The following is a 23,652-nucleotide window of genomic DNA, read 5'->3' on the forward strand; positions in this document are numbered from 1 at the left end:
CTAGTTACCCTTTAAATTATCGATTTGTTGAGTGAGCTGACCAACTAAAGCTATTAATGATTCATAGTGGTGCTGCAAAGTATCGATTCTATGCTGTTGAATATCCTTTTCCACATCGATGCAAAGTGCATCAAGCTGGTGGAACGTCATGACACGAGCTGCACCTTTAATTCTATGGATAACTAAGCTCACTAATTCAATATTATTTTCGTTAATAGCGATATTTAATTCATGCTGGTCTTCAAAACATGATGCAAGATATTGATCGAGCAATGTATAGGTTGTTTCACTATCACCGAAGATATCAATAAGCTCGTTAATATTAACCAAATCCATTGTGTTGTCATTATCAGTTAGGTCATCAGGCACGATGTGATCATATGTTGACGTGACATTGTAACAATCAATACTCGGTAGCCATTGGTTTAATACGGTATTTAATTCATCTAATGTAATTGGCTTAATTAAATACGCATCAAACCCAATCTCTTTAAAAAATTGTTCGTTAGATAGCGCATCTGCTGTTAACGCTAATACAGGAAGAGGCTTAGCATCTAGTTTCTGTTCTTTTTTACGAATAGCTTTAACCAGTTCAAAACCATCAAGCTCTGGCATATGACAATCTGTTAGTAATAGATCATATGAATTATTGCTTAATGCATCTAATGCTTTTTGACCGTTATCAACAATATCAACCGCATAGTTAAGTTGCTCTAGTTGTTGTTTTAGGATCTGCTGGTTAATGGGGTGATCTTCAGCAACCAGAATGTAACGCCCTTTTGCAACAGCCTGCTCATAGGTGTATGCACGCTTTTCCATGCTGGTTATTTCAGGGAATAGGGTGTTTTTACACGTCTGTTTTGCTAACGCTTGATAAAACACATCCGGCAATAATGGATTACAAGAAACGTTATAACCATCCGAGGTGTTTTGAGTGAAAAAATGGCTAGGAGAGCTAATTGTAATAACGTTTATTGAGGGTAAATTAGCCTTAAACCATGCTGAATCAATATTGTGATCAGCAAGCCATGTATCTTTTACGATAATAGTATTGATTTTATTCGTTAGTATGAATGCTGGTAATTTTGCATTGTTTGAAATTGCAATTTTTGTGTATGAGCATTGCCATGATTGTAAATATAATTCTAAATATTGGTCGTCAATATCACCCAGCAGGCCACAATGTTTATGTAAAGGCTTGACCGATTTCTTTTCAACAACAGGGAGAGGGATTGTCACACTAAATGTAGTGCCAATATTGATGTCACTTTTCGCCACAATTTCCCCACCCATTAGTTGTGCTAATTGATGGCAAATGGATAAACCTAGCCCTGTACCACTAAATCGGCGGTTACTGTTTTGCTCAACTTGAACAAATGGTTGAAATAAACGCTGTAAATCTTCTGGTTTAATACCAATACCCGTATCAGTGATTGAGAATGTCAATCGTTGTTGTGATGCTGATTCTTGGATCATATCAACAGCAAGATGAATGTTACCTTGCACGGTAAACTTAATCGCATTGTTGATAAGATTATTAAGAATTTGTGTTAAACGTACATCATCAAACAGTAAACAATGTGCGATAGCGGGATCTAGCCACAAGGTGAATGTAATCTCTTTTTGCTGAGCATGAATAGAGTGGGGCTGAACTAATTCATGAATAAGATCAGAAATATTATTTTCACTTGGGCTAATACTGAGCTTACCGGCTTCAATTTTCGAAAAATCTAATACATCATTAACAATGTTTAGCAAGTTACGTCCTGATTGCGACAAGTTATGATGAATTTGACGTAATTCGGCTGTTTTTGTATGTGGTTCCATTAGCTCTAATAAACTCAGAATACCGCTGATTGGTGTACGGATCTCGTGGCTCATCATTGCCAAGAAGCGTGATTTAGATTCAGTGGCGGCTAGTGATTTCTCGTTAGCTTCCATTAATGCGACTTGCTGCTCTTTCGTTTGCGTTATATCTAGAATGATAGTATTCCACTGCCAACCGTTTTCAACTTCCGATATTTGACAACGGAGTTCTATCCAGCGTGGTTTAAGTGCATTGGAATGAATTTGTAAATTAGTACTCCAGTAACCTACAGAAACCGCTTGCTGCATTGCTAAATATAGCGATGTAAAGTCGTCACGTTGCTTTAAAATGTTGAATAGTAGCGATGGATTTTTATAAATCATTGATGCTTCATAATCGATGAAATGATTAATCTTTTCACTGATAAACAAAAATTCGATATCGTATGGGTCGTGGCTTTTTTGTAAGTGCTGAATTAATACCCCATCAAAATTGTTGGTGAGATATGTCAGTTTTTGCTCTGCATTTTTTCTTTGGGTGATCTCTCTACTTAATCGGCGATTCCAATAGATAATCACAGTAATAATACTAAAAATTACTGTTGTAACTATGATCGCCCAGCCAATGATTTTGCTGTAATTAACATCAGATTTTATGGTTATAGAATGCCACTTTCTAAAGCTATTCGTTAGATTTTCTGGCGGCAATGCCGTAATCACTTTATTAATGATATTTCTTAACTGAAGATTATTATTATCTACCGCAAATTTAATTGAACGTTGGTGTTTATCTAACTTGCTAGGTACAATTTTTAACTGGCCAAGAAATTCATTTTGCAATAATACATGCGCTTGGCTGAGTGAAATAACAGCATAATCGAGTTGATCATTGAGTAATGCTGTTAGCATTTCATTCTTTGAATCAAAACTTATTGTTCTGTTATTCGGGTACAAGTTTAAAGCAAGATTTTTAACAAAGCTTGATTGAATTACACCAATACTATTTTTAGCTGTAATGCCGTAACTATTTTTATTTGAAATTTTATTAACAATAACCCAGCCTTCCTGCCCGTAAGGCATGCTAAAAAGCAGTTCTTTTTTTCGTAATGAAGAGGATGCAACTGCACTGAGAATATCTATTTCCCCTGATTTAAGCATCGCTTTTGCTTGGGGGTAATCACGAATATCAATAATTTCATAATTAATACCAAGTTCAATCGTCATTTTTTGCGCAATATCTTTAACTTGCAGGTACAGAAGATCTTCATCTTTAAGACGATTATCATCAAATTGGTAACCAATCTTTAGCGTAGGCATAGATTGAAGAAAGTACCTTTCATTACCGGTAAGTTTAATCTTGCTTGGATAATCAAGTAGATTGATTTGATTGTTTTTTAGCCATTTATTATGAAGCCAATTTATTTCTGTTTTGGATAGGGCAATGATGGCGTTATTGAGTTGTTTTATTATCGCTCTATTTTGTTTTGAACTAGCAAGGTGTAACTGCTCTAAAGGTAATTGTTCAAGTATTGTTACTTGAAGTGGGATTGATGGATCGTTATTTTCTAGTAGCCTGTTTAAAAGAATTGAGTTGCCGATATAAGCGTCAGTCACACCTGTTTTGACAGAGTTGAGTGCTGTTTCTGAATTAGGTACAGAAATAGAAGAAATACTTTTGTTTATTTGGGGTAATAAACCATCAAGTACACTGTTTTTTTCAATAGCAATTATCTTGTCATTAAAATTTAAGAGAATATTGGAAGACGAATAGCTGATCATTGCGTAAGGAAAAGCCAATAATGGCTTACTAAATGCGAAGATCTTTTCTCTTTCAACGCTGTTGCTTACCCCTATGGCAATATCAAGTTCATTGCGGGCTAATGCTGTTAGAATTTCAGTAGGCGTATCGTAAACAATATTCTCAACATTATATCCAGCGTTATGACTGATAATCGACATATAGTCAGGTAATAGTCCTACGACTTGTTTTTCTTCATTGAGTGAGGATAACGGCGACCAATCTAATGAAAGGTATCCAACTTTTAATGTTGATTTTTGAACATTGTCATTAGTGTTAGCCCAAGTTAATGAGCTAATAAATAAAATTATTAGTAGAATAAAATGACGCATTATTAGATTCTCATTAACTTTTAATAAAGTAGCTTGTTGAGTACGCTATGCTTAGTTTTTAATGTTTTATACCATTCTGGTTTAATATCTTGTGACTCAAATACCCACCTTGCTTCGTTGACAGTATTTTTTTCACTAACATATAAATCGAGGTACCCGCGGGCAAATAGTTCGACTATGCAGCGTGCTAAAGTGATATCAAAACGGTACAGTGGCCATAATTTAAAAAGTGTCTGACCAGCTGTCACAAATTGTTTTTGCTTCACTAACTGTAAGGCGTAACTATACTCAGCACATTTGTTCTCATTAATTTTTGCAGTCTGTGTTTTTAGCCACATCAGCTTAATAACATTATGTGGTTCATTAGGTTGTAAATTAAAAATTTCGGTTAACTCTTTTACAAACTTAATGATATAAGTATGCATTGAAAGCTTAATGGCAGTACTCAGCGCAATAATAAGAAATTCGCTTGGTAATTCATTATATTCATGGTGCTCTACATAATTTAAAGCATTCATAAATTCACGATACGCAATCAAATTTGAATTATTTTCAGCGGCCTGATAAGCCTGTAATAGATAGATATAAGGGCGATCGTGCTTAGTGATCTTCTGTTGCTGATTAATAGAGCCCCATAGTTTCTCTATCGACTGGTGCTTTTTGTTGTACTGTTGTAGCTGTACCCACACTAAAAATGCGTAGTTTTGAGGTTTATCCCAAATAGAAAAACGCAGTGAAAAACAGGCTTCTCTGATATGACGTTCAATCTCAGTATCGTGTTGAAGACAAAACTCGATCCATATTAAACCAAACAAGCGGTAGAGATTATTACGGCTTACTTTATGCGCCGCTAACCAAAATTCATAGCCCATGCTTATACGGTTCTGTTTTAATGCAGAGCGAGCTTTAAGATCTAATAGTGTTAGGTGTTGTTGTGGGCTAGAAGAATTAATTGACGTTAGCAATGGAGTAAGCTGGTCAAATTTATTTTGCTCTAACCACAATTGCGCTAATAATAATTTAGCAGGCACATAGTCATTTTGTTGAAGTAAACTATTTAGCATGACGTCAATATCGTCATAATTTACCGTCATTTTATTGAGCAATAATCGTTTAGCCAAGGTTGTTACACTCGACCAATATTTATCACAATAGGAGTAGTTTTCAATATACTCTTGTACGCCTAACCAACCTTTTGATTGGTAAATATTAAATACAGTATCTTCAAACTTGTGCTTATTAAAATGGACATTTATTCGTGATGTCAGTGTTTCTAAACGAAATGGCTTAATTAAATAGTCTGTAGGTTGGTATTCAGAAAAACCCATTAAAATTGATTCTGAATCATCTGCTGTAACAATAAAAATTAAAGGATGATGAGTGATCAATTGATTGTGATGTAGGCGTTCAAGTAATTGAAGACCTGTGCTACCAAGACCTAAATTAAAATCAATAAAAATGATATCGAATACATTGCGCTGGCAAAGTTTTATTGCATCTTGTGCATTTGATGCAAAATAAATTCGTTGTGCTTCAAATTTCGCTTTCAACAGAATTAATTTAGTTGTTTGCTGAATAATTACACTGTCATCGACAATTAGAATTGATTGACTATTAACCATATAAGCTCAGAAAAGGGAAAATGCATTAAAATTTAGCAAAGGGAGCAGGATGATAGTGGCTAATTAAATAACCAACAAATATTCTTGTGTAACAAGATGTAACCTAAATAAGATGTTGTTTTGAAATGGTTATTTTTATGGGGAATAGTTGTTATTAATAGGGTTTTGACGGTGAGCCTAGGAAGAGTTGTATAAGAACGGTTATTTTTTTGAATGCAGATAATCTTATTATAAAAAAGAGGTCACTAACTTAGCGACCTCTTTTAACATCAATAATACATGGTATCAGTGAGTAAATTGTTAACTTTCAGTGGCAAGGTGATTGTTTTCTTCGCCAAGGAAACCACCGGTTTGGTGTGCCCATAACTGAGCATAGATGCCTTTTTGGTTAATGAGCTCTTGGTGTGTACCTTGCTCAATAATTTGGCCTTTATCTAATACAATAAGACGATCCATCGCTGCAATAGTCGATAAACGGTGGGCAATCGCGATAACTGTTTTGCCTTCCATTAATTCAACCAAACTTTCTTGAATCGCCGCTTCTACTTCAGAATCTAACGCAGAGGTCGCTTCATCTAAAATTAAGATTGGCGCGTTCTTCAGTAATACACGGGAGATAGCAATACGCTGACGCTGTCCTCCTGATAGTTTAACGCCACGTTCACCAACTTGAGCATCGTAACCAATATTACCAAACGGGTCTGTCAACGTTTCGATGAACTCATGGGCATGTGCTTGTTTGGTTGCGGAAAGTAGTTGCTCGTCACTGGCTTCAGGATCTCCATAAAGAATGTTGTCTTTAATAGAGCGGTGAAGCAAAGACGTATCTTGCGTTACCATGCCAATTTTACTGCGTAATGAATCTTGCGTAACTTTCGCAATATCTTGACCATCTATGCGAATACTTCCGCCTTCTAAATTATGAAAACGTAATAGCAAGTTAACCAACGTTGATTTACCTGCGCCAGAGCGACCAACCAAACCGACTTTTTCACCGGGTTTAATATTTAACGAAAGATGATTGATAACATCTTTATTTTCGCCATAGTTAAAACTCACGTTATCAAACTCAATGCCGCCATTTTGCACCGCTAATGGTTTAGCGTTAGGCTCATCTTCAATTTCAACCGGTTTAGACAGCGTTTTCATACCGTCGACAACGGTACCCATATTTTCAAATAGCGCACCAACTTCCCACATGATCCACATCGACATGCCATTAATACGTAGCGCCAAACTAATCGCAATTGCAATCGACCCCACTTGAATTGCACTGTGCATCCATAGGTAAATAGAGAGGGCTGAAATAGAAAAAAGTAACAAGTAGTTAGCTAATTGAACGCAAATATCAAATCCAGTAACCAAGCGCATTTGATGATGAACCGTAGCAAGGAATCCTTTCATTCCTTTTTCTGCATAATCGGTTTCACGTTTACTGTGGGAGAACAATTTGACTGTTGCAATATTGGTATAACTGTCAACAATTCGTCCTGTCATGGTAGAGCGGGCATCAGCTTGCTCTGCTGCGACCTTCTTTAACTTAGGAACAAAGTGAATTTGAATACCAATATAGGCGATTAACCAAGCCAACATAGGTAACATCAATAGCCAATCAGCTTGAGCAAGGATCACTAGCATCGAAGTAAAGTAAACAGAGACGTAAACGAAAACATCAGCCGTTTTCATTACTGTTTCTCTTACTGCAAGAGAAGTTTGCATTACTTTAGTTGCAATGCGTCCAGCAAAGTCATCTTGGTAAAACGAAAGGCTTTGTTTGAGCAGATAACGGTGGGCTAGCCAACGTATAGACATTGGGTAGTTACCCAATAACGTTTGGTGTGATAGCAATGATGAGATCAAGACTAATAATGGCATCACAATAAGCACTACCAAAGATAACCAAATCAAGGTTGTTCCGTTTTCAGCTAAGAATGTTTTAGGATCACTTGCTGCTAGCCAATCGACTAACTTACCCATAAAACCAAATAGCACAACTTCAACGATTGCAATAATGGCACTGAGTAATGCCATGCAAAGTAGCGGTTTCTCAAACCCACGAGTGTAATAACGACAAAATGCAAAAATACCTTGGGGTGGTTGTGTGGGCTCTTGCTTTGGAAAAGCGTTAGTGAAACCTTCGAAGCGTTTGAACATAGTTCACCTAAGAAATTGGTAGTAATCGAGTATGTGTGATTTAGCGCTATGTATTAACTCAATAGAAGAGAAAGCAGGATGAGTAGTGCAGAGTTAATATTAAGCTTTATCTGATTGTTAACAATTATGATAACAATTGGAGTGTACGTTTTTTATTCAATTCAATCAATGTGATAATTGCAGTTTATAAAATAGAAACACGTCGGTAATTAGAGTGAAAAAGATGGCGCTTAGAAAATTAGCATCTAAGCGCTGTTTATACTTGATTACCACAGCTCTACATCAATGATTTCCGTTTGGATTTTGTAATCATTCATTTTTGGTACGGTAAAAATAATATCTTTACCTTTTTGCTGGGTTTTCGCTCGGAAGTAAGTATCAGGCATTCGCTTAATTGAGCGCCAAAGGGTCACATCTTGTGATTCAATTTTTTGATTATCAGCATTGTTTAGTGTTACGCGCAAAGCAATAGACATCACAGATTTAGAGCCTTGATTTGTCAACATGGTCGGAATAATCAGCTGCCCATCTTTGTATTGAGGTGCTTGTAAAAGGATATCAACGCCGCTGTTACTTAATTGCTGGATATTTTTGGGTTTGCTAAGTGATACGTCTACTGTTTTAGATGCGGTTACTAGCGGGATTGCATTTTGTGTCTCAGAATTTGCTTTTAAAGGCACTGCTTGAGAGGTAACCGAAGTTTTAGAATGAGAATGTTCAGATGTTAGTGTCTTGGTAGATGGCTGGTTATATTGCCAAGTGAAATCATCATGCAGTATAACTTGGCGACCATCTTCTAACGTGACCGTTTGATCTGCAGCCCAAACTGGTTGCACTGTTGTTAAAGCAACAACGAATAAACCGAGCTGAGTTGTTGTTTTCATTTCATATCCTTGGTGTTGAGTATCCGATTATTTTGATTTTATCAGTTTTATGCTTCTAATGGATAAACTGTCTATATTTTTGTTTGTAAGTTATATAAAAAAGGCTTGCCTCATGGCAAGCCTTTGCATTTATGTTGTGATTAGTCGAAATTATAGCTTTTTAGAGAAAATTCCACACAGTGCAATAATCGCTAAACCTAATAACATGATGTCGCCTTTATCACTATCAAATCCAGCTTTCACACCTGAAATAGCAACAATAGCGATAGCAACTGGAATGATATATTTAATCAATACATACCAAAGGTTGAAAAGTGGGAAAGACACTTTGCCATCATTGGTAATTTCTTTTTTCAGCTCACTTCGGTCTAAACGCCAGCCAGCAAATAGACACACCAACATACCACCAACAGCAAGGAAGATTTTGTCAGTAAGTAAGTCGAAGACATCAAATGCGCCAGTGTCGAATAGCTTAGGACCAAAGCCACCAATAGATAGTGAAGCTAAGATACAAAGTAGAGCCATCACAATACTTGCGCTGATCACAGCAGTTACACGGCTTAAACCTTTCTCGTCAATTAAGTAAGCAACAACCACTTCTAGTAATGAAACAGATGAGGTTAATGCAGCCACACTTAAACCAACGAAGAATAGAAGTGCTAAGATGAAACCGATGCCGCCCATTTCAGCAAACAATTGCGGTACAACAACAAATACTAAACCTGGACCTGCAGAAGGTTCCATGCTGAACGCAAACATTGCAGGGAACATAGCGATACCAGCAAGTAATGCCACACCCGTATCCATTGCCGTAACCATGGCGGTGGTTTGTACAATATTCTCTTTTCTGCGTAAGTAACTACCGTATGTCAGCATACAGCCCATACCTAAACTTAGAGAGAAGAATGCCTGTCCCAATGCTGCAAGCACAACAGAGCTATCAATTTTTGAAAAATCAGGTTTGAACAAAAACTCTAAACCCGCCATTGCGCCAGGTAAGGTAAGGCCTTTGATTGAAACAATGATTAAGATAATGAAAAGCAGTGGCATTAACACTTTACCTGCTTTTTCTATACCACCAGAAACGCCTCGGATAACGACAAAAATATTAAATAAAAGGTAAAGTCCCATCCAGAAAAGCGGTTGTATAGGATCAGAAATAAAGCTACCAAAACTATCGTTAATAGCCGTTGGCGTACTTAATAATCCTGTTGAAATTTTATAGATATAAGCAATGGCCCAACCACCTACAACAGGGTAAAAGCCCATGATTAGTAGGCCGCTTAATACGCCCATAATGCCAACAAACGTCCAGCGACGATCGGTGGTTTTAAATGCGCCAACGGCAGACAAACCAGTTTTACGTCCCACCGCAAATTCGGTTAGCATGACGCTAAAGCCAATAAAAATAACGAAAAATAGGTAAATAGCAACAAACGCGCCGCCACCATTTTCGCCAGCAGTATAAGGAAACTTCCAAATGTTTCCTAAACCAACAGCAGATCCTGCTGCGGCCATAACAAAGCCAATTCGTGAACTCCAGTTTCCACGATCAGCGGTTGGAGAAGTTGATGTGTCCATAAAACATCCTGTTAATGATTGTTGTGAGTCATAATTGTTATAAATATTTAGTCTTAAATATCCTTTTTACTATCAGATATATGCAAATCTTTGACCATAAATCGTAAAATAAAAAGTTATTTAAGCTGATTGTGTTTACATAATTAACATTTTTATCACGCATTGGTGGGGTTGAAAATCATTAATTGTAAAGAATTAGTTAATTTCCGTAAAAAATATAGAAGTGTTATTTGAGGTTTACACTTTTTAGTTTTGTGCGCTGTTTAATTAATCTGTAAACAAAAAAATGGAAGATTATGCTGAAAACTAGCTTTCTATTGATAGCCTAAAATAATAAAACATTTTCTTATCGCCTACGGATGAAAGTTGTCTTATAAATTGATTGTGATTTGAAAGGGAATATGAAACATTAAAGCGAACAGCGTTCCATTTGGTTCGTTTATATTATAAAAAAAGTCAGCCAATTGGCCATAATGTGTAGTGTAGATAAGCTTCATTACACAGTGAAAAGGAAAGATCCCCCCAATGTCACTTGTTATACCTATGGTTATTTATATACAGCAGCACTTAGCCAAAGTTGCAGATAAAGCGCTTGCTGCCAATATGCAACAAACACTCCAGGTAAAGCAGCCTTGCTATGGGGTAAATGCCGAGCAACGAAGTGAAATTTTTAAAGCTGCTAGAGCACATACAAAGATTGATAATGCGGAAAATTATCGTCGCTTACTGCTTTGGCTATGGTCAGGTGTCTATCGTGAAGAGCGCTATTTAGCGCTTGATGCTGGTGAGTATTACCATGCATTTAGAAATGAACATGCTTTTCATGCTTATGAAGAGATGTTGGAAACCGTTGATGGGCTGGATATTGCTGATCGCTTAGTTGAGCAGTTAATCAGTCCTGTCGTTTTAGCGCATCGCGAATTTGAATCAAAACTGATTGAATGGCGAGAGTCTGAGAATAAATGGTTGAGACGAGCATCATTACTGGCACATTGTCATCACAAACAGCAAACCAATGTCGACTTACTGTGCGAGACAGTACTGTTATTAGCCGATGATAGTGATTATGAGGTGCAGCAAGCGATAGGGTTAGTATTGCGAAATTACAGTGAAACCGATTTCCCTTTCGTTGATCATTTTCTTATATCGAATATTGGTATATTAACGCCGCAAGCTAGGCGAGAAGCAAGAAAACTCACATTAGGTTTATAGCGATATCTAAGCCTTTAAAGCTAACGATAAAGCCCGTATTACGTGAATACTCTACTAGAGCGTATTGAGTGAAAACGTATACGGGCTTTTTATTATTCAACGATAGTGACTTTTTCAATCACAATCGGATCACGAGGTACATCTTCATGATCGCGAACAGATAATGTTTTTACTTTTGAAATTTTGTTTACTACATCCATTCCTGCCGTGACTTGGCCAAAAACAGTGTATCCCCAGCCCACATTCGTTGTTGCTGTGTGATCAAGAAAATCATTGTCAGCAACATTAATAAAAAACTCAGCTGTTGCTGAATGTGGGGCATCTGTTCTTGCCATTGCGATAGTACCAATCACATTTTTCAGACCACGGTTTGCTTCATTAACAATGGGGGCGCGTGTTGGTTTTTCTTTCATTTTCACAGTGTAACCACCACCTTGGATCATAAAGCCTTTGATCACACGGTGAAAAATAGTGCCGTTGTAAAAACCGTCTTGGCAATATTTTAAGAAGTTCTTAACCGTGACAGGCGCTTTTTGCTTGTTCAGCTCAATCGTAATATCGCCAACATTGGTGGTAAAAATAATCATCTAAAACTAACCGTGGTGTAAATTGAATCGGGCAGTATACGTAATAGTTATATTTTTTGTAGTAAAAAAGTGATTAAAGCGCACGCATTAAAGATCATGACTTAAATTGAAGATCATTATTGACGAGTCTTAGTCCTGCTTCTCTACCTTGTTGATAGCCTTGATCTAATTTAATGATATCTTTGGTTAATCTTTTGATCACAAATGTTTTATCTGGCGCGATAGCGGTGATTTTACAATCCTTTGGTGGGTTATGAATAAAATACAATGCCTTGTTATAGCGAGACTCTTTGGTTAAAAATTCTTGCCCAAACACAGGATTAGTACGGAATAAACGACGTGTTAACCATGGCACTTGTCGATTTCTAGCAAACAAGCCTTGAGCATGAGATAAAATAACTGTGATATCACGTGCGCCTTTATTGTAAGCCTCGATCACAGGGATAGGATCAGCAATACCGCCATCGCTCATTTCAATACCATTAACGAGTGGAAATTGACGATAAATGATTGGTAGGGCGCAGGTTGCTGTCATCACTTCATTTAAGTTGTTACGTGTAACTTCAACGTAGTTAGGCTCACCGGTATCGACCACAGTTGTTGTGGCATATAGCGGCACATTGCGGCTCTCATATTTGTGTAACTCTAAAGGAAGATGAGTAATACTGGTGTTCCATAACCAATCAATATCAATTAAGTTGCCACCTTTAACGAAACGTCTGTAATTAATAAACTCCTTACTGCGTGCGTATTCAGTAATAACTTTATAGTTACGTTGATAACTTTCACAGAGATACCCCATGAGTACCACAGAGCCTGCTGATACGCCGATAGTAAAATCAAATGGGTTGTAACTACGTTCAATAAATGCATCTAATACACCAGTGGCAAAAATGCCACGCATTGCCCCACCTTCAACAACCAAAGCGCGTTTACTCATTACTGTTCCTTATCCATGGTGATTCAATTATTCCATATTGGAATCAGACGATGTTACCTCTAAGAATATGCATAAATTTAATTCTAGATCACATTTTTATGAGATTTTTGTTATTTGACGTATGATGACGGGCAATATTTTGCGTGTTTCTTCTCCCACATATTAGACTAGGTTTTTTGATGCAAATTTTCCAAAAAGATGCGATAGAGTGGTTAACAGCTTTGCCCGATCAAAGTATTGACTTGATGATCACCGATCCACCTTATGAATCGCTTGAAAAACACCGCTCAGTGGGAACAACAACGCGACTAAAACAAAGTAAAGGGTCGAGTAACCAATGGTTTGATATTTTCCCCAATGAACGATTTGAAAGTTTATTGACGCAAGCCTACCGCGTTTTAAAACAAAACAGTCACTTCTATTTGTTCTGCGATCAAGAAACGATGTTTCACATTAAACCGATTGCTGAGCAGGTTGGTTTTAAGTTTTGGAAACCTATAGTGTGGGATAAAGTCGCGATAGGGATGGGATACCATTATCGAGCACGTTATGAATTTATTTTGTTTTTCGAAAAAGGTAAGCGAAAACTGAATAACTTATCGATTCCAGATGTATTGGAATGTAAACGTGTTTATCGTGGTTATCCGACAGAAAAACCCGTCCCACTATTAGAGATATTAATAGAGCAAAGTAGTGTTGAAGGTGATGTTATTGCCGATCCGTTTTTTGGTTCTGGCTCAACGTTAGTGGCGGCCGATAAATTATCACGCCAAGCATGGGGTAGCGATATCTCTGATTCAGCCCATCAACATTTAAAACAACGTCTATCGTCGCGATAGACGACATTTTTTAAGCTAGGAAAATACATGGCCCAACAGGGAAAAATTATTAGCTGGAATCAGCAAAAAGGTTTTGGATTTATTGCACCAGATAACGGCGAGCAAGATGTTTTTTTTCATGTCTCTGCCTTGCCGGATAAACAGTGTCGTCCTCGTATTAATGAGGTAGTGACATTTCGTATAGGTAAAGATAAAAAAGGGCGCATGTCAGCAACAATGGTGACATTTACCAAAGCACATTCAGGTTTAGACAAATACACTGCGCCTTTTTCAAAAGCACAGTGGTTTAGTGTTATCTTTTTGGCTTTTGTTACGATATCTGTAGCGCTTTTTAATACCCCTTATCAAGTACTGATTGGATATTTAGTATTAAGCGTTGTGACGTTTGCGGTGTATGCACATGATAAACGCGCTGCTAAGTTAGATAAATGGCGAACCAAAGAAGCAAGCTTGCATGTATTAGCGTTAGTAGGGGGATGGCCTGGTGCGTTGTGGGCACAAAAAATATTGCGTCATAAATCTCAAAAACAGCCATTTAAAGCCATATTGTGGATCATGATCATACTTAACTGCGCGGCGTTTATTCTATCGTTTACCCCAGAAGGGGTGACGTTAATCAAACAAGCGTTGCAGCTAATTTAAAATAGAACGTGATTTATTATCGTAATTAAACATGTTCTATTAATCGTCCAGTACACGCTAATTTAGAGTGATGTGCTGGACGATAACTCATTTATCGAGTAACTGAAATATAGCCATTTGCATCGGCAGACCAAGTAAAGTGTTGGTTATCTTTACCTGAAATAATCGCGCTACCATTTGTGATATACGGGTGAACTTCATTGATATTGTATCGGTAAGTCAGCGGTGATGTAGATTCAGTAGACCAGTATGTAGCATCATTATCCGCAGTATTAACTAACATGCCTTTAAATGTGATTTGATTACTATTATTCATCGTCATGATGTAATCATCATCTGTTTTTTCATTCAGGGTTAATGAAATTATTTCACCATCTGTAATCGCGTTGTGGGTAGTAAACTGCATCGCTTCAACAGTATGAATAACAACCCTGTCAGTTTGTTTTTCTACCTTGATACGACCTTTTGCAACTGCAATATCAATATTCCCCTGAATTTCAGGAATATAACATTCATTAGAATTACCAACGGGTAGGTTTTCAGCACAGTCCTTTGCTGCTTTTGCAACAACAGTTAAGGCATCTGCAGTTATGTTTGCATAGTTCTGTAAGTCAGCTTGGCTCAAATTATCAATGTCAATCCCGCTGTGCTCAACAACTTCATCACCAACATTACAACCCAATAATGTTGCTGCAACCATTGCTGCTAAACATAACTTCTTCATGCAAGACCTTTTTCAATATATGAATAAATACTGCGAGCGATGGTAGGTTGTTAATAAATTGAAAGCAATCATTCGCAGTGCTAATGGGTTGGTTTTGACAAAGAGATGACAGTAATGGTTGTTTTCAAATGATTTTCATGACACTTGTCTAACAGAAGAACTCAGATATTAAATGATGTTAACTGGGAGTAGAAAAGTAAAGGTTAGTACTTATTTCTGCTATCGTAGCTGGAAAGAATTTATTGCTTAATAAGCAATTGGTTGAATATAAAAACCAGCACTAGGTTATAGTGCTGGATAAATGAATGCTAGGCGTAACTCTATTGAGCAGTAATATTGCCATTACTATCTGCAGACCAATTAAATTTCTGGTTATCTTTACCAGTAATTACGGCATTACCGTTGTTCAGGGACGGAAGCTTGAAATTCTCATTGTATTTAAGTTCTAGCCCAGTTGTTGATTCAGTAGACCAATATTTTGCATCGCTGTCAGCGGTATTAATGAGCATTCCCTTAAAGGTAACGCTATTTCCGCCAGGTAGCGTTTTAAGGGTCATGTTGTAATCTTTATCAAGGTTTTCACTGAAATTAAGTGAAATGACTTCACCGTTAGTTACTGCATTTGGAGAGGTAAACTCCATTGCTTTTGTTGTATGAACAATAACGGTTTGATTTTCCTGTTGTTCAATGTCAATTTGGCCTTTTGCTACAATAATGTTGGCCGTTGTATTGCTAGCGCCAAGGTCACATTGTTTTGTCTCGCCAACAGCTATTCCATTTGAACAATTATCAGCCGCTTGTGCGATGACTGCTAATGCATTGGCAGTTAACTCTGCGTATTCTTGTTTTTGGGTTTGAGATAAATTATTGATGTCGATACCGCCGTGTTCTACAACTTCGTCACCTGCATTACAACCAACAAGTACTGTAGCTACCATTGCTGCTAAACATAACTTCTTCATGTAAACCCCTTTTTTCATAATATGAATGAATATTGCAGAAGATGTTAGGTTGTGAATGAATTAAAAGCAATCATTTGCAGCGTGAATGACTTACTTTTTACAGGGTTATGACAAAAGTGGCTATATTTGTGGGGGTATGTCAGGTAATTGTAAGATTGGAGGGGGAGGTTGTTGGTATTTTTCTTAGTATTTACTAGATATATTCTCTTTTAAGTTAGTGTAATGGCAAGTCGCTTGGTTATCACAATGAGTTAGCGTAATAGCTAACTCGTTTTTGGACAAAAACGAGGTAGAGAGTTTGTTTATTTAGGCTAGTAGGTATTAGGAAAAATAAGGGTAATGTTATATTCGACTGTTCAATATCATCCTTCATGATATTTTCAATATTTACTTATATAAGGTGGCTTGGGCTTGTCCAACACTTCGGATAGGTGTCGGCTACGCGACATATATCCTTATCTGTTAGCTGTAATTAGATTACCGTGACTTCTTGAAGGCGAGACCTAATCTGATTGCACGCTTTATCTATGGCTGAGGATATCTGCTCACTATTTTGAATTGCGTCTTGGTAATAACCAGGCTCATGACGTCTGCCTACCTCAAAGCCAACACTCTCATGGTGACATTTAACTTTTACTTCTTTTAGCGCCTCATAAACGGTTTCAGCATAAAATGGTTTATGAGTTTCGAGCATAATTGAAAACTCGCTGTAAGGTTTAACAAATGCTTTTAGTCGCTCGAACTTACGAGCATCTTCCGTTTGGTTGGGGTCGATATAGTCCATAAAAGGTCGTAACTTCTCCGTAGCAACTTTAAGTTCTACGAGTGAACTCCAAACCTTACTATATATCTGATACTCATGATCAAATTGCACTTGTGAGACGTAAGTAATTTTACTTAATTGAGCCTTTATATTTCTCTATTACTACGGATAACCAGAGTTTGCCTACCAAACCAAACAACGCAGCAAGAACGACACTCGTTCCTCCCATGATTATAACAAATTGATTAAATAGCTCCATAGTCCCTCATTAATGCTAACGCCTGCATAACACGTTTGCTGCCATACAGATTAAGCCTAAATTTACCACTTAACACGGTAAACCCAAAGAAATCTAGACTGCCAAATGTAGTAATTCGTGTTGATGCATTTGTTAGGCTCTTACAGTAAATTTAAACTTTTCCGCCACATTTTATTCGATAACCTATCATTAATATCAATACGCTTAGATATAGTCCCTGCTGGCCTATCCAAATACTGAGACATTTCTAACGGACTTAATTCAAAATCTACGACCATAACTCTTAACTTCTCTAAATCTTCGATAGTCCAAGGTGTTCGGTATTTTTTATACTTAGAAGACCTATTTTTTCTTTTATCTTGAGCTAATTTTCGAGTTAGCTCTCTTTCTTTGATTTCATTTTCAAGCTGAGAAAATATGATCTCTTGTGCCACTTGATCAAATGGGGCTGTATTTAAGTTTGATAATAACAATTGAGAGGCAGCATCTAATCTTGGCGGAGCTTCAATATCAAAATCAAGTTTTGTTAATTTCGGGTGCTCAATTTTCCCAAGAAGACTGATATTTTTAACATTAAAAAAACCTCTTAAATCAAAAGCCTTTATAAGTCTATTTTGAATAACACTTTCAATTCTAGTTGCATCCTCGTAAGAATAATTAGACATTGGCAAAGCTAAAACGGATAGATTTGGGATATACTTATTACGTACAAAATCTTCCCATTGACTATCAAAGACCTGATTCTCTGCCAATAAATTGATTACTGATTCTTTATATAATGTAGTTGAACCCCATATTTTCATATTTTTGGCTAAAGCTTGGTACTCCTTAATATGATTTCTTATTTTATGAGCAGAAAGTAAACTATAAATATCTTGGTTTTCTTGAATATTACATATAGTTCGATTACCTCGAAGATAACCATCATAATGCTCACGAATTCTTCGACCTACGTTAATACTTACGCCCACATAAACAACTCGATTAAACTTTCCATTATGAACAATCAGATACACACCGCTGCAACCTGATTGCTTCGCTTTCTCGATAGAACCTAAGTATCTCCATTTCATCCAATGTTCTCCAACGAGGGCCAAACAGTATATTAATAAGCATTCTTACTTTCGCGCAAAAATATACTCACGAAATACCTTTACCATACTCGATATAATCGTTGCATATTATGAACTTGATAGCACTTTCTTACATTTACCGATTTAAAAGAGAGTGTGAAAAGTAAGAAATGTATTTAATCAGTCCTATTAAATACAAACCGAAATGTTAAATTTCTTAATTATCAATTTGTTATGGATTTTTCTCTGTTTTTTAACGAGAAATATTTCTTATTAAAAACGGAACTCAAGCGATAAAATCGCCACGTTTTATTATAACTGTTGATATATACAGAAAATAAAACTAATCCAAAATCACGTTTACACGATATTAATGAGTAAAAGATCTAACCAATAAAGGGGCAGTTATGAACTAGCTAGTAGTGGTAGCTCATTGTTGGACAAAAATTTGCCAGTGACTTTGCTAAATTAGTATTTCATGCATTACTTTAAGTATAGCAAAGTGCTCATCAGTGACATTTGTTAGCGACTGATGATTAACTTCAACCCTAAACCTCCCATCACTGACCCAGACAGATAATCAATAAATTTTTTAAATTTTAAGTACGCTTGACGAGGACGTGAAACGGATAAGACCAATGCAACGATTAGATACCATCCTGCATTACTCAAAAATGTGCAGATTGGTACCGCAATATAGAAACACGTAGGTATGTTTTGTGGAAGGAGTGTTGTAACTACGCTGGCAAATACGATGGCTGTTTTAGGGTTGCTGAGTTGGGTTCCTAAACCTAATAAGTATGAACGAAGTACGGGTATGTCTTGGCATCTAGTGACATCTATAGTCTGTAACGGAACTCGAACTGATCTCACAATTCCAAATGCCAAAAACAGAAGGTAACATCCTCCTGCAATTTTAAATATTAAGTAGCTTACCGGCATCAGGCTAAAAATCGTTTGTAATCCAAGTAAGGCAGCAACCTATAGAATTAAAGCTCCCGTCCCCATACTTTACGCGCTAAAAATCCCATGCCGCCTTGAAAGTGAAATCGCTCGTCTGGCAACAAAAATAAAGCTGGGACTCGTACTCATAGCGCCGAGAGTAATCGCCTATATTGGTATGTATGTTTGAAAATCAATATCCATAAGTTTCCTCAATAACAATCTATCAAAAAAACAGTTCAATGAGCCGCTGATAAAATCAAACGCAACCAGAAGCTTAACTTTATGCTTGATACGATTTCGCTAGTTTATCCAAAAATTCGTGTAGCTTTTGGTTCATCTCATCATAGTTATGACTTAGTAATACTTCGGGATTCTCAACAAAACGAAAGTCTTCTACCTCACTGAGATCAGTATTTTCGATGAGCAGCGCTACGACTTCTTTAGTCAATTCCATATGACACTGAAAACCAAACACCAAATTGCTATAAGCAACAATTTGTCTAGGACAGCCTTTACTATACGCAATGATTTCAGCATCTGGTATCAGCCCAGGCATATCGTTATGCCAATGGCCTACTTCCAAAACGGTGTCAAAATGGTCAAACAGTGGATGGGTAATACCGTCTTTGGTCAGCGTGATAGGGAACTTACCAATTTCAGGTTCAGGGCTATGTTCATAATGAGCACCTAACGCTTCACCAATAAGTTGGGATCCCAAACAAATACCAAGTACAACTTTGCCTGCATTAATCGCTTTTGCAATGGCTGCCTGTTCACCTTTGGTATCGAAGTGAGAACATTGTTCGATAGTAGTCGCAGGATCTTGTGGGCCCCCCATAACAATCAGAAAATCAATGTCTTCAATATCTTGGGGGAGAGGCTCACCTAGATATACTCGCGAGTATGTAATGGTATGACGGTGTTTCTTCGCCCAAGCTTCATAAGCTCCAGGAGCCTCAAAATTTTCATGAATAATGAAATGGATACGCATCTTTAGCCCTTTACTGAATAATAGGCTGACAATGTTATACCAAATCTAAGTGGCGCATTTTATACTAACAGACACCTAATGTAGATAAGTCGCCAACCATGCAAGCCAATGAGATAATCAGAAACTTTCCTGATAAACAATTCATAACTAGAACGACCCAAATGTCCTCTGGCTATATTGATGATTTCCACTCACATCCATGGCATCAAATAGTGTTCCCACGCCAGGGATTGTTACAATCAGACATTGGTGATAAAAGCGGGATAGTGCCTCATAATGGCATGCTCTATATACCCGCAAATACAGTTCATAAATCCGTTGCGATTACAGATACACAATTTTTGGCGATTTACCTCAACCCAGGCAAAAATCTTCGGTATGGAAGCGAACCTAAATCCTGTCAGGTAAACTCTTTCATCAAAGAGTTGATACTACTTCTGTTTGAAAGCAACACACACTATCAATCTGAGTCCAATATCACGCATTTACTGATGGTGTTGAGAGATCAAATCGAAGTTGCAGAAAGTTATGAAATACCACTGCTTATTCCTACCGATAAGCGTCTTTTCTCTATTTTCGCACACCTTCAAAAACAGCCTGATTTGCCGTTTACATTAAAAGAATGGGCAACAAAAGTCGGTGCATCTGAGCGCACATTGTCCCGATTATGCTCGAAAGAGTTTTCTCAATCTTTTGCACAATGGCGACAAAACATAAGGCTAGTTTTATCTTTGCAATTGTTAAGTTCGAAAATGAGTATTCAAGAAATTGCTATCGAGTCGGGATATTCTTCCGATTCCGCTTATGTACAGGCATTTAAGAAATTGTTTAATCAGACACCAAGAAAGTACCGAACAGCAAACCTTTAGCTCGTATTCTGATTCGTTGTTTTATGAATCAGAATAACATCACTTGTTATGTGTCTTTTGCCTAACTTTTGGTAGGGGAAATGCAGGCCTCTAAAAATTATAGAGTATTAGCTCTGAATGATTTTGGGGCAATTATGAGCTTGCTGAATAGCAAACTCATTCGTGGACAAAAACGAGTTAGGCAATTTGCTCTATTAGAGCTGGTAGGCATTAGGAAAAGTATGGTAGAGATAAGAAGATCAACCTAACCATTCATGATATTTCCAATATTTACTTATATAAGATGGCTTAGGCTTGTCCAACAATTCGGATATGTGTCGGCTTCGCGACACATATCCTTATCTGTTATAATTCAGTTTCGTCGATGTACTCGATCTACTTATTCACAGAAAAGGCTAAAACTATTGCGAAAATTATGACAATAGAGATTCTAAGAAATATAGACGGAATGAGGGTTTGTGTAGATATAACAAATGGGCCAGCGAAACCACCGGAGATAGCTCCTAGATAAGCTCGCCTACTACTCCATTTCATCAAGGAACCACATTCGATACAACGATACTTCGTCCAATGAGAACTAAAGAAAAACCATCTGAATACAACATTTTTTCGACACTTTGGACATTGTCTAGACTTCATCATAACCTCTTAAAATTAAACCAAAGCTGATATGAAACTATTAATCCTGTTATAAATATGGGTAATAAGGTATCCAAGAGCAACGATTTGATAGTTAACTTTTTCTTTGACATATAATATCTATATTTAAGAGTGGCAACCAGCATAGCAACTTTTACTTCTTGCGCTATTAATGCGTGAATAGGCTCTAGCACCAGCTGAGCTAAGCCCTCTACTAGTATTTATTCTAGTTGTGGAACGACTAATATTACCTCTTCTTTTGATATCCGTTGTTATGTAACTACCAACAGCAGTACCTACAAAAGGACCGGCAGCCGCACCAAACGCACCACCTATAATTTCAGGTGCAATTTCAGGTTTATCCCCAGCCAATCCTGAACCGACTATAGTACCTCCAATGGATCTTGCTGCATTAGAAACAATAGCATTTCTTTTGCGTCTTTTTTTTGGCGCATTTTCTAAATAAATAAAATCGTTACTATACGTAAGATGCATATCAGCAAAACTTGTTACTATAAATTGATCTTGAATTATCAATTGTTCTTCAGGATACATAACCTCAAAAACTGTTTTATCTTTGTCACAAATTTCAGCCATATCAGTTCCTTTACCCATTTCTAGTAAAGCATGCTGATTTTCAATTTCTAAACAATATTCGATACCACTCTTTAATAAATATTTATGTATTTAAAATAAGACGATTATCACTTAATTTTATACATTCAGGGCATATGGCCTTTTTACCATTGCATACTACAGTGTATCGGTCAGATACGAAAAGACCGCCTCGATGGACGGTCATTTAACAGTAAAACTATTTATGCGAACTAACAGACTTAACTAATTCTTGGACAAAAGCTTGTTAAGTAATTTATCCTTTCAAAGATGATAGATATTAGAAAATCTATGGATAATCTCCTCAAAAAACACTTTTTACGTAATTAGAGTTTATTCGTTGTGGTAATTGGCGTGTTATGGGTAAACTTATCTATAGCTTTTTTGATTTCTATTTCAGCATACGCAGAACAAGTTTATTCCCATCTTCAGAGGCAACTTCAATAACGGCGTCATAATCATTGAGCTCATAGCAACTATGACATTCAATTATATCGCCAGATGAAAATTCCTATATGGTATTGATTATCATTACGGTTATTATCAATAAGGATTAATGTGTTAAGATACTTCTCTTTAATCTATCCCGTAGAGCAATTAACGGTTCCGGATCAATTTAAAACAAACAGTTTTAGTGATTTGTATCTTTCCTATATTGATGGCTTTGTTTACTTGGAATGTACGCCTATAGTTAGGAAAAAACACTCTTTAAAGAATTTAGGCCAAAGCATTGCTGGAGCTGTTGGTACCAATTTAGCAGGTGGTGAACCTAAGTATATCCCAACAATTGTTGGAACAGCTTTAGGAACTAGCGTTTGTTTAGCAACTGGATCACTTTCTTTCGTTGTCAGCTATTTTGTTGGGAATTATATAACAGCGAATATTATTGAAAATAAAGGTAAACCACGCCCACCTTTAACAAAAATAAATACTAATAGAGAATTAAGTTCATCTGGTATGAGAGCTTACTCTGGAGCTATAGGTGGAAGTTGCTATGCCAGATGCCACTCATGATAAATGAAAATCATAACTCGAAGTAAGTTTAGCTACTTTATATTACTGAATTTTCTACATATGATGAAAATAGAGGCACAACATAGAGAACAACTTGTTCCTTTGGAATTTGTGTTATTCATCACACTAAATATGATTAAAAATAATATATGAAAAAAGAAAGAATAATAAACCTCATTAAATATAACTTAATAATTCTTATCTCTATACCTCTAATGTATGGAGCCAATAAACTATTTTCGAAATATAATTATTTTAACTTAATTGAACATTATAGTGCGGGTGAGATAATGATTATACCTAATACAATCATTATCGGATTAATGCATTTGCTTGGTAAAAAGTATATTGATCGCGTGTAGCTAACCACATAGTTGAAAACGTTGTCAGTTAATTAACAT

18 protein-coding genes and 1 pseudogene are annotated in these 23,652 nt (G+C 36.7%); 5 read left to right on the forward strand and 14 right to left on the reverse strand.

Annotated features, from left to right (window positions below):
- The 5 genes from BTO08_RS18320 to BTO08_RS18340 all read right to left on the reverse strand — a co-directional run bounded on the left by BTO08_RS18320 (window position 1) and on the right by BTO08_RS18340 (window position 10,177).
- Window positions 1–3,936 carry an ATP-binding protein gene (locus BTO08_RS18320; protein WP_105062036.1) on the reverse strand — a complete coding sequence of 1,312 codons (3,936 nt, stop codon included), beginning with the start codon at window positions 3,934–3,936 and terminating at the stop codon, window positions 1–3.
- Window positions 3,937–3,956: 20 nt separating this feature from the next.
- Window positions 3,957–5,558: a response regulator gene (locus BTO08_RS18325; protein WP_105062037.1), complete on the reverse strand. Its 1,602-nt coding sequence runs from the start codon at window positions 5,556–5,558 to the stop codon at window positions 3,957–3,959.
- A 300-nt stretch (window positions 5,559–5,858) separates the two neighbouring features.
- Entirely contained in the window at window positions 5,859–7,712 is a 1,854-nt protein-coding gene (locus BTO08_RS18330; RefSeq protein WP_105062038.1) for an ABC transporter ATP-binding protein, read from the reverse strand.
- Window positions 7,713–7,978: 266 nt separating this feature from the next.
- Entirely contained in the window at window positions 7,979–8,596 is a 618-nt protein-coding gene (locus tag BTO08_RS18335) for a DUF3157 family protein (protein ID WP_105062039.1), read from the reverse strand.
- Window positions 8,597–8,746: 150 nt separating this feature from the next.
- Entirely contained in the window at window positions 8,747–10,177 is a 1,431-nt protein-coding gene (locus tag BTO08_RS18340) for a sodium-dependent transporter (RefSeq protein ID WP_105062040.1), read from the reverse strand.
- Window positions 10,178–10,702: 525 nt separating this feature from the next.
- Here BTO08_RS18340 and BTO08_RS18345 point away from each other — a divergent pair.
- A complete protein-coding gene (locus BTO08_RS18345; RefSeq protein WP_105062041.1) occupies window positions 10,703–11,389 on the forward strand; it encodes a DNA alkylation repair protein in 687 nt (228 codons plus the stop codon).
- Window positions 11,390–11,481: 92 nt separating this feature from the next.
- Here the strand turns inward: BTO08_RS18345 and BTO08_RS18350 are convergent, their stop codons facing one another.
- Together BTO08_RS18350 and BTO08_RS18355 are read right to left on the reverse strand one after the other, a co-directional pair.
- Window positions 11,482–11,976, reverse strand: a complete 495-nt coding sequence (locus BTO08_RS18350; RefSeq protein ID WP_005365742.1) for a peptidylprolyl isomerase — start codon at window positions 11,974–11,976, stop codon at window positions 11,482–11,484.
- Between the two features lie 94 nt (window positions 11,977–12,070).
- Entirely contained in the window at window positions 12,071–12,916 is an 846-nt protein-coding gene (locus BTO08_RS18355) for a patatin-like phospholipase family protein (RefSeq protein WP_105062042.1), read from the reverse strand.
- Between the two features lie 179 nt (window positions 12,917–13,095).
- Between BTO08_RS18355 and BTO08_RS18360 the strand changes: the two genes are divergently transcribed.
- Window positions 13,096–13,755, forward strand: coding sequence for a DNA-methyltransferase (locus tag BTO08_RS18360; protein WP_105062043.1), 660 nt, complete (start codon window positions 13,096–13,098; stop codon window positions 13,753–13,755).
- A 27-nt stretch (window positions 13,756–13,782) separates the two neighbouring features.
- Window positions 13,783–14,397: a DUF1294 domain-containing protein gene (locus BTO08_RS18365; RefSeq protein WP_105062044.1), complete on the forward strand. Its 615-nt coding sequence runs from the start codon at window positions 13,783–13,785 to the stop codon at window positions 14,395–14,397.
- 91 nt (window positions 14,398–14,488) lie between these two features.
- On the opposite strand, the gene BTO08_RS18370 is transcribed toward BTO08_RS18365, so the two are convergent.
- From BTO08_RS18370 to BTO08_RS18395, 6 genes and pseudogenes are all read right to left on the reverse strand, one after another.
- The gene (locus BTO08_RS18370) at window positions 14,489–15,121 is read right to left on the reverse strand and encodes a hypothetical protein (protein WP_105062045.1); all 633 of its coding nucleotides are present in this window, start codon (window positions 15,119–15,121) and stop codon (window positions 14,489–14,491) included.
- 320 nt (window positions 15,122–15,441) lie between these two features.
- Window positions 15,442–16,083, reverse strand: coding sequence for a hypothetical protein (locus BTO08_RS18375; protein ID WP_105062046.1), 642 nt, complete (start codon window positions 16,081–16,083; stop codon window positions 15,442–15,444).
- Between the two features lie 472 nt (window positions 16,084–16,555).
- Window positions 16,556–16,867, reverse strand: coding sequence for a hypothetical protein (locus BTO08_RS18380; RefSeq protein WP_146108444.1), 312 nt, complete (start codon window positions 16,865–16,867; stop codon window positions 16,556–16,558).
- 378 nt (window positions 16,868–17,245) lie between these two features.
- Complete coding sequence (locus BTO08_RS18385) at window positions 17,246–18,178, reverse strand: hypothetical protein (RefSeq protein WP_105062048.1); 933 nt, start codon at window positions 18,176–18,178, stop codon at window positions 17,246–17,248.
- A 522-nt stretch (window positions 18,179–18,700) separates the two neighbouring features.
- Window positions 18,701–19,144 (reverse strand): annotated as a pseudogene (locus BTO08_RS18390) (LysE family translocator); the annotation flags it as partial.
- Between the two features lie 259 nt (window positions 19,145–19,403).
- Complete coding sequence (locus BTO08_RS18395; protein ID WP_105062049.1) at window positions 19,404–20,114, reverse strand: type 1 glutamine amidotransferase; 711 nt, start codon at window positions 20,112–20,114, stop codon at window positions 19,404–19,406.
- 98 nt (window positions 20,115–20,212) lie between these two features.
- Here BTO08_RS18395 and BTO08_RS18400 point away from each other — a divergent pair, with 98 nt between their 5' ends.
- A complete protein-coding gene (locus BTO08_RS18400; protein WP_105062050.1) occupies window positions 20,213–20,983 on the forward strand; it encodes an AraC family transcriptional regulator in 771 nt (256 codons plus the stop codon).
- Window positions 20,984–21,748: 765 nt separating this feature from the next.
- Here the strand turns inward: BTO08_RS18400 and BTO08_RS18405 are convergent.
- Window positions 21,749–22,219: a hypothetical protein gene (locus tag BTO08_RS18405; protein ID WP_242446300.1), complete on the reverse strand. Its 471-nt coding sequence runs from the start codon at window positions 22,217–22,219 to the stop codon at window positions 21,749–21,751.
- 576 nt (window positions 22,220–22,795) lie between these two features.
- Here BTO08_RS18405 and BTO08_RS18410 point away from each other — a divergent pair.
- Window positions 22,796–23,251 carry a hypothetical protein gene (locus tag BTO08_RS18410; protein ID WP_105062051.1) on the forward strand — a complete coding sequence of 152 codons (456 nt, stop codon included), beginning with the start codon at window positions 22,796–22,798 and terminating at the stop codon, window positions 23,249–23,251.
- Window positions 23,252–23,652 lie beyond the last annotated feature (401 nt).

Origin of the sequence: Photobacterium angustum (assembly GCF_002954615.1) — a bacterium.
Taxonomy (GTDB): Bacteria; Pseudomonadota; Gammaproteobacteria; order Enterobacterales; family Vibrionaceae; genus Photobacterium; species Photobacterium angustum_A.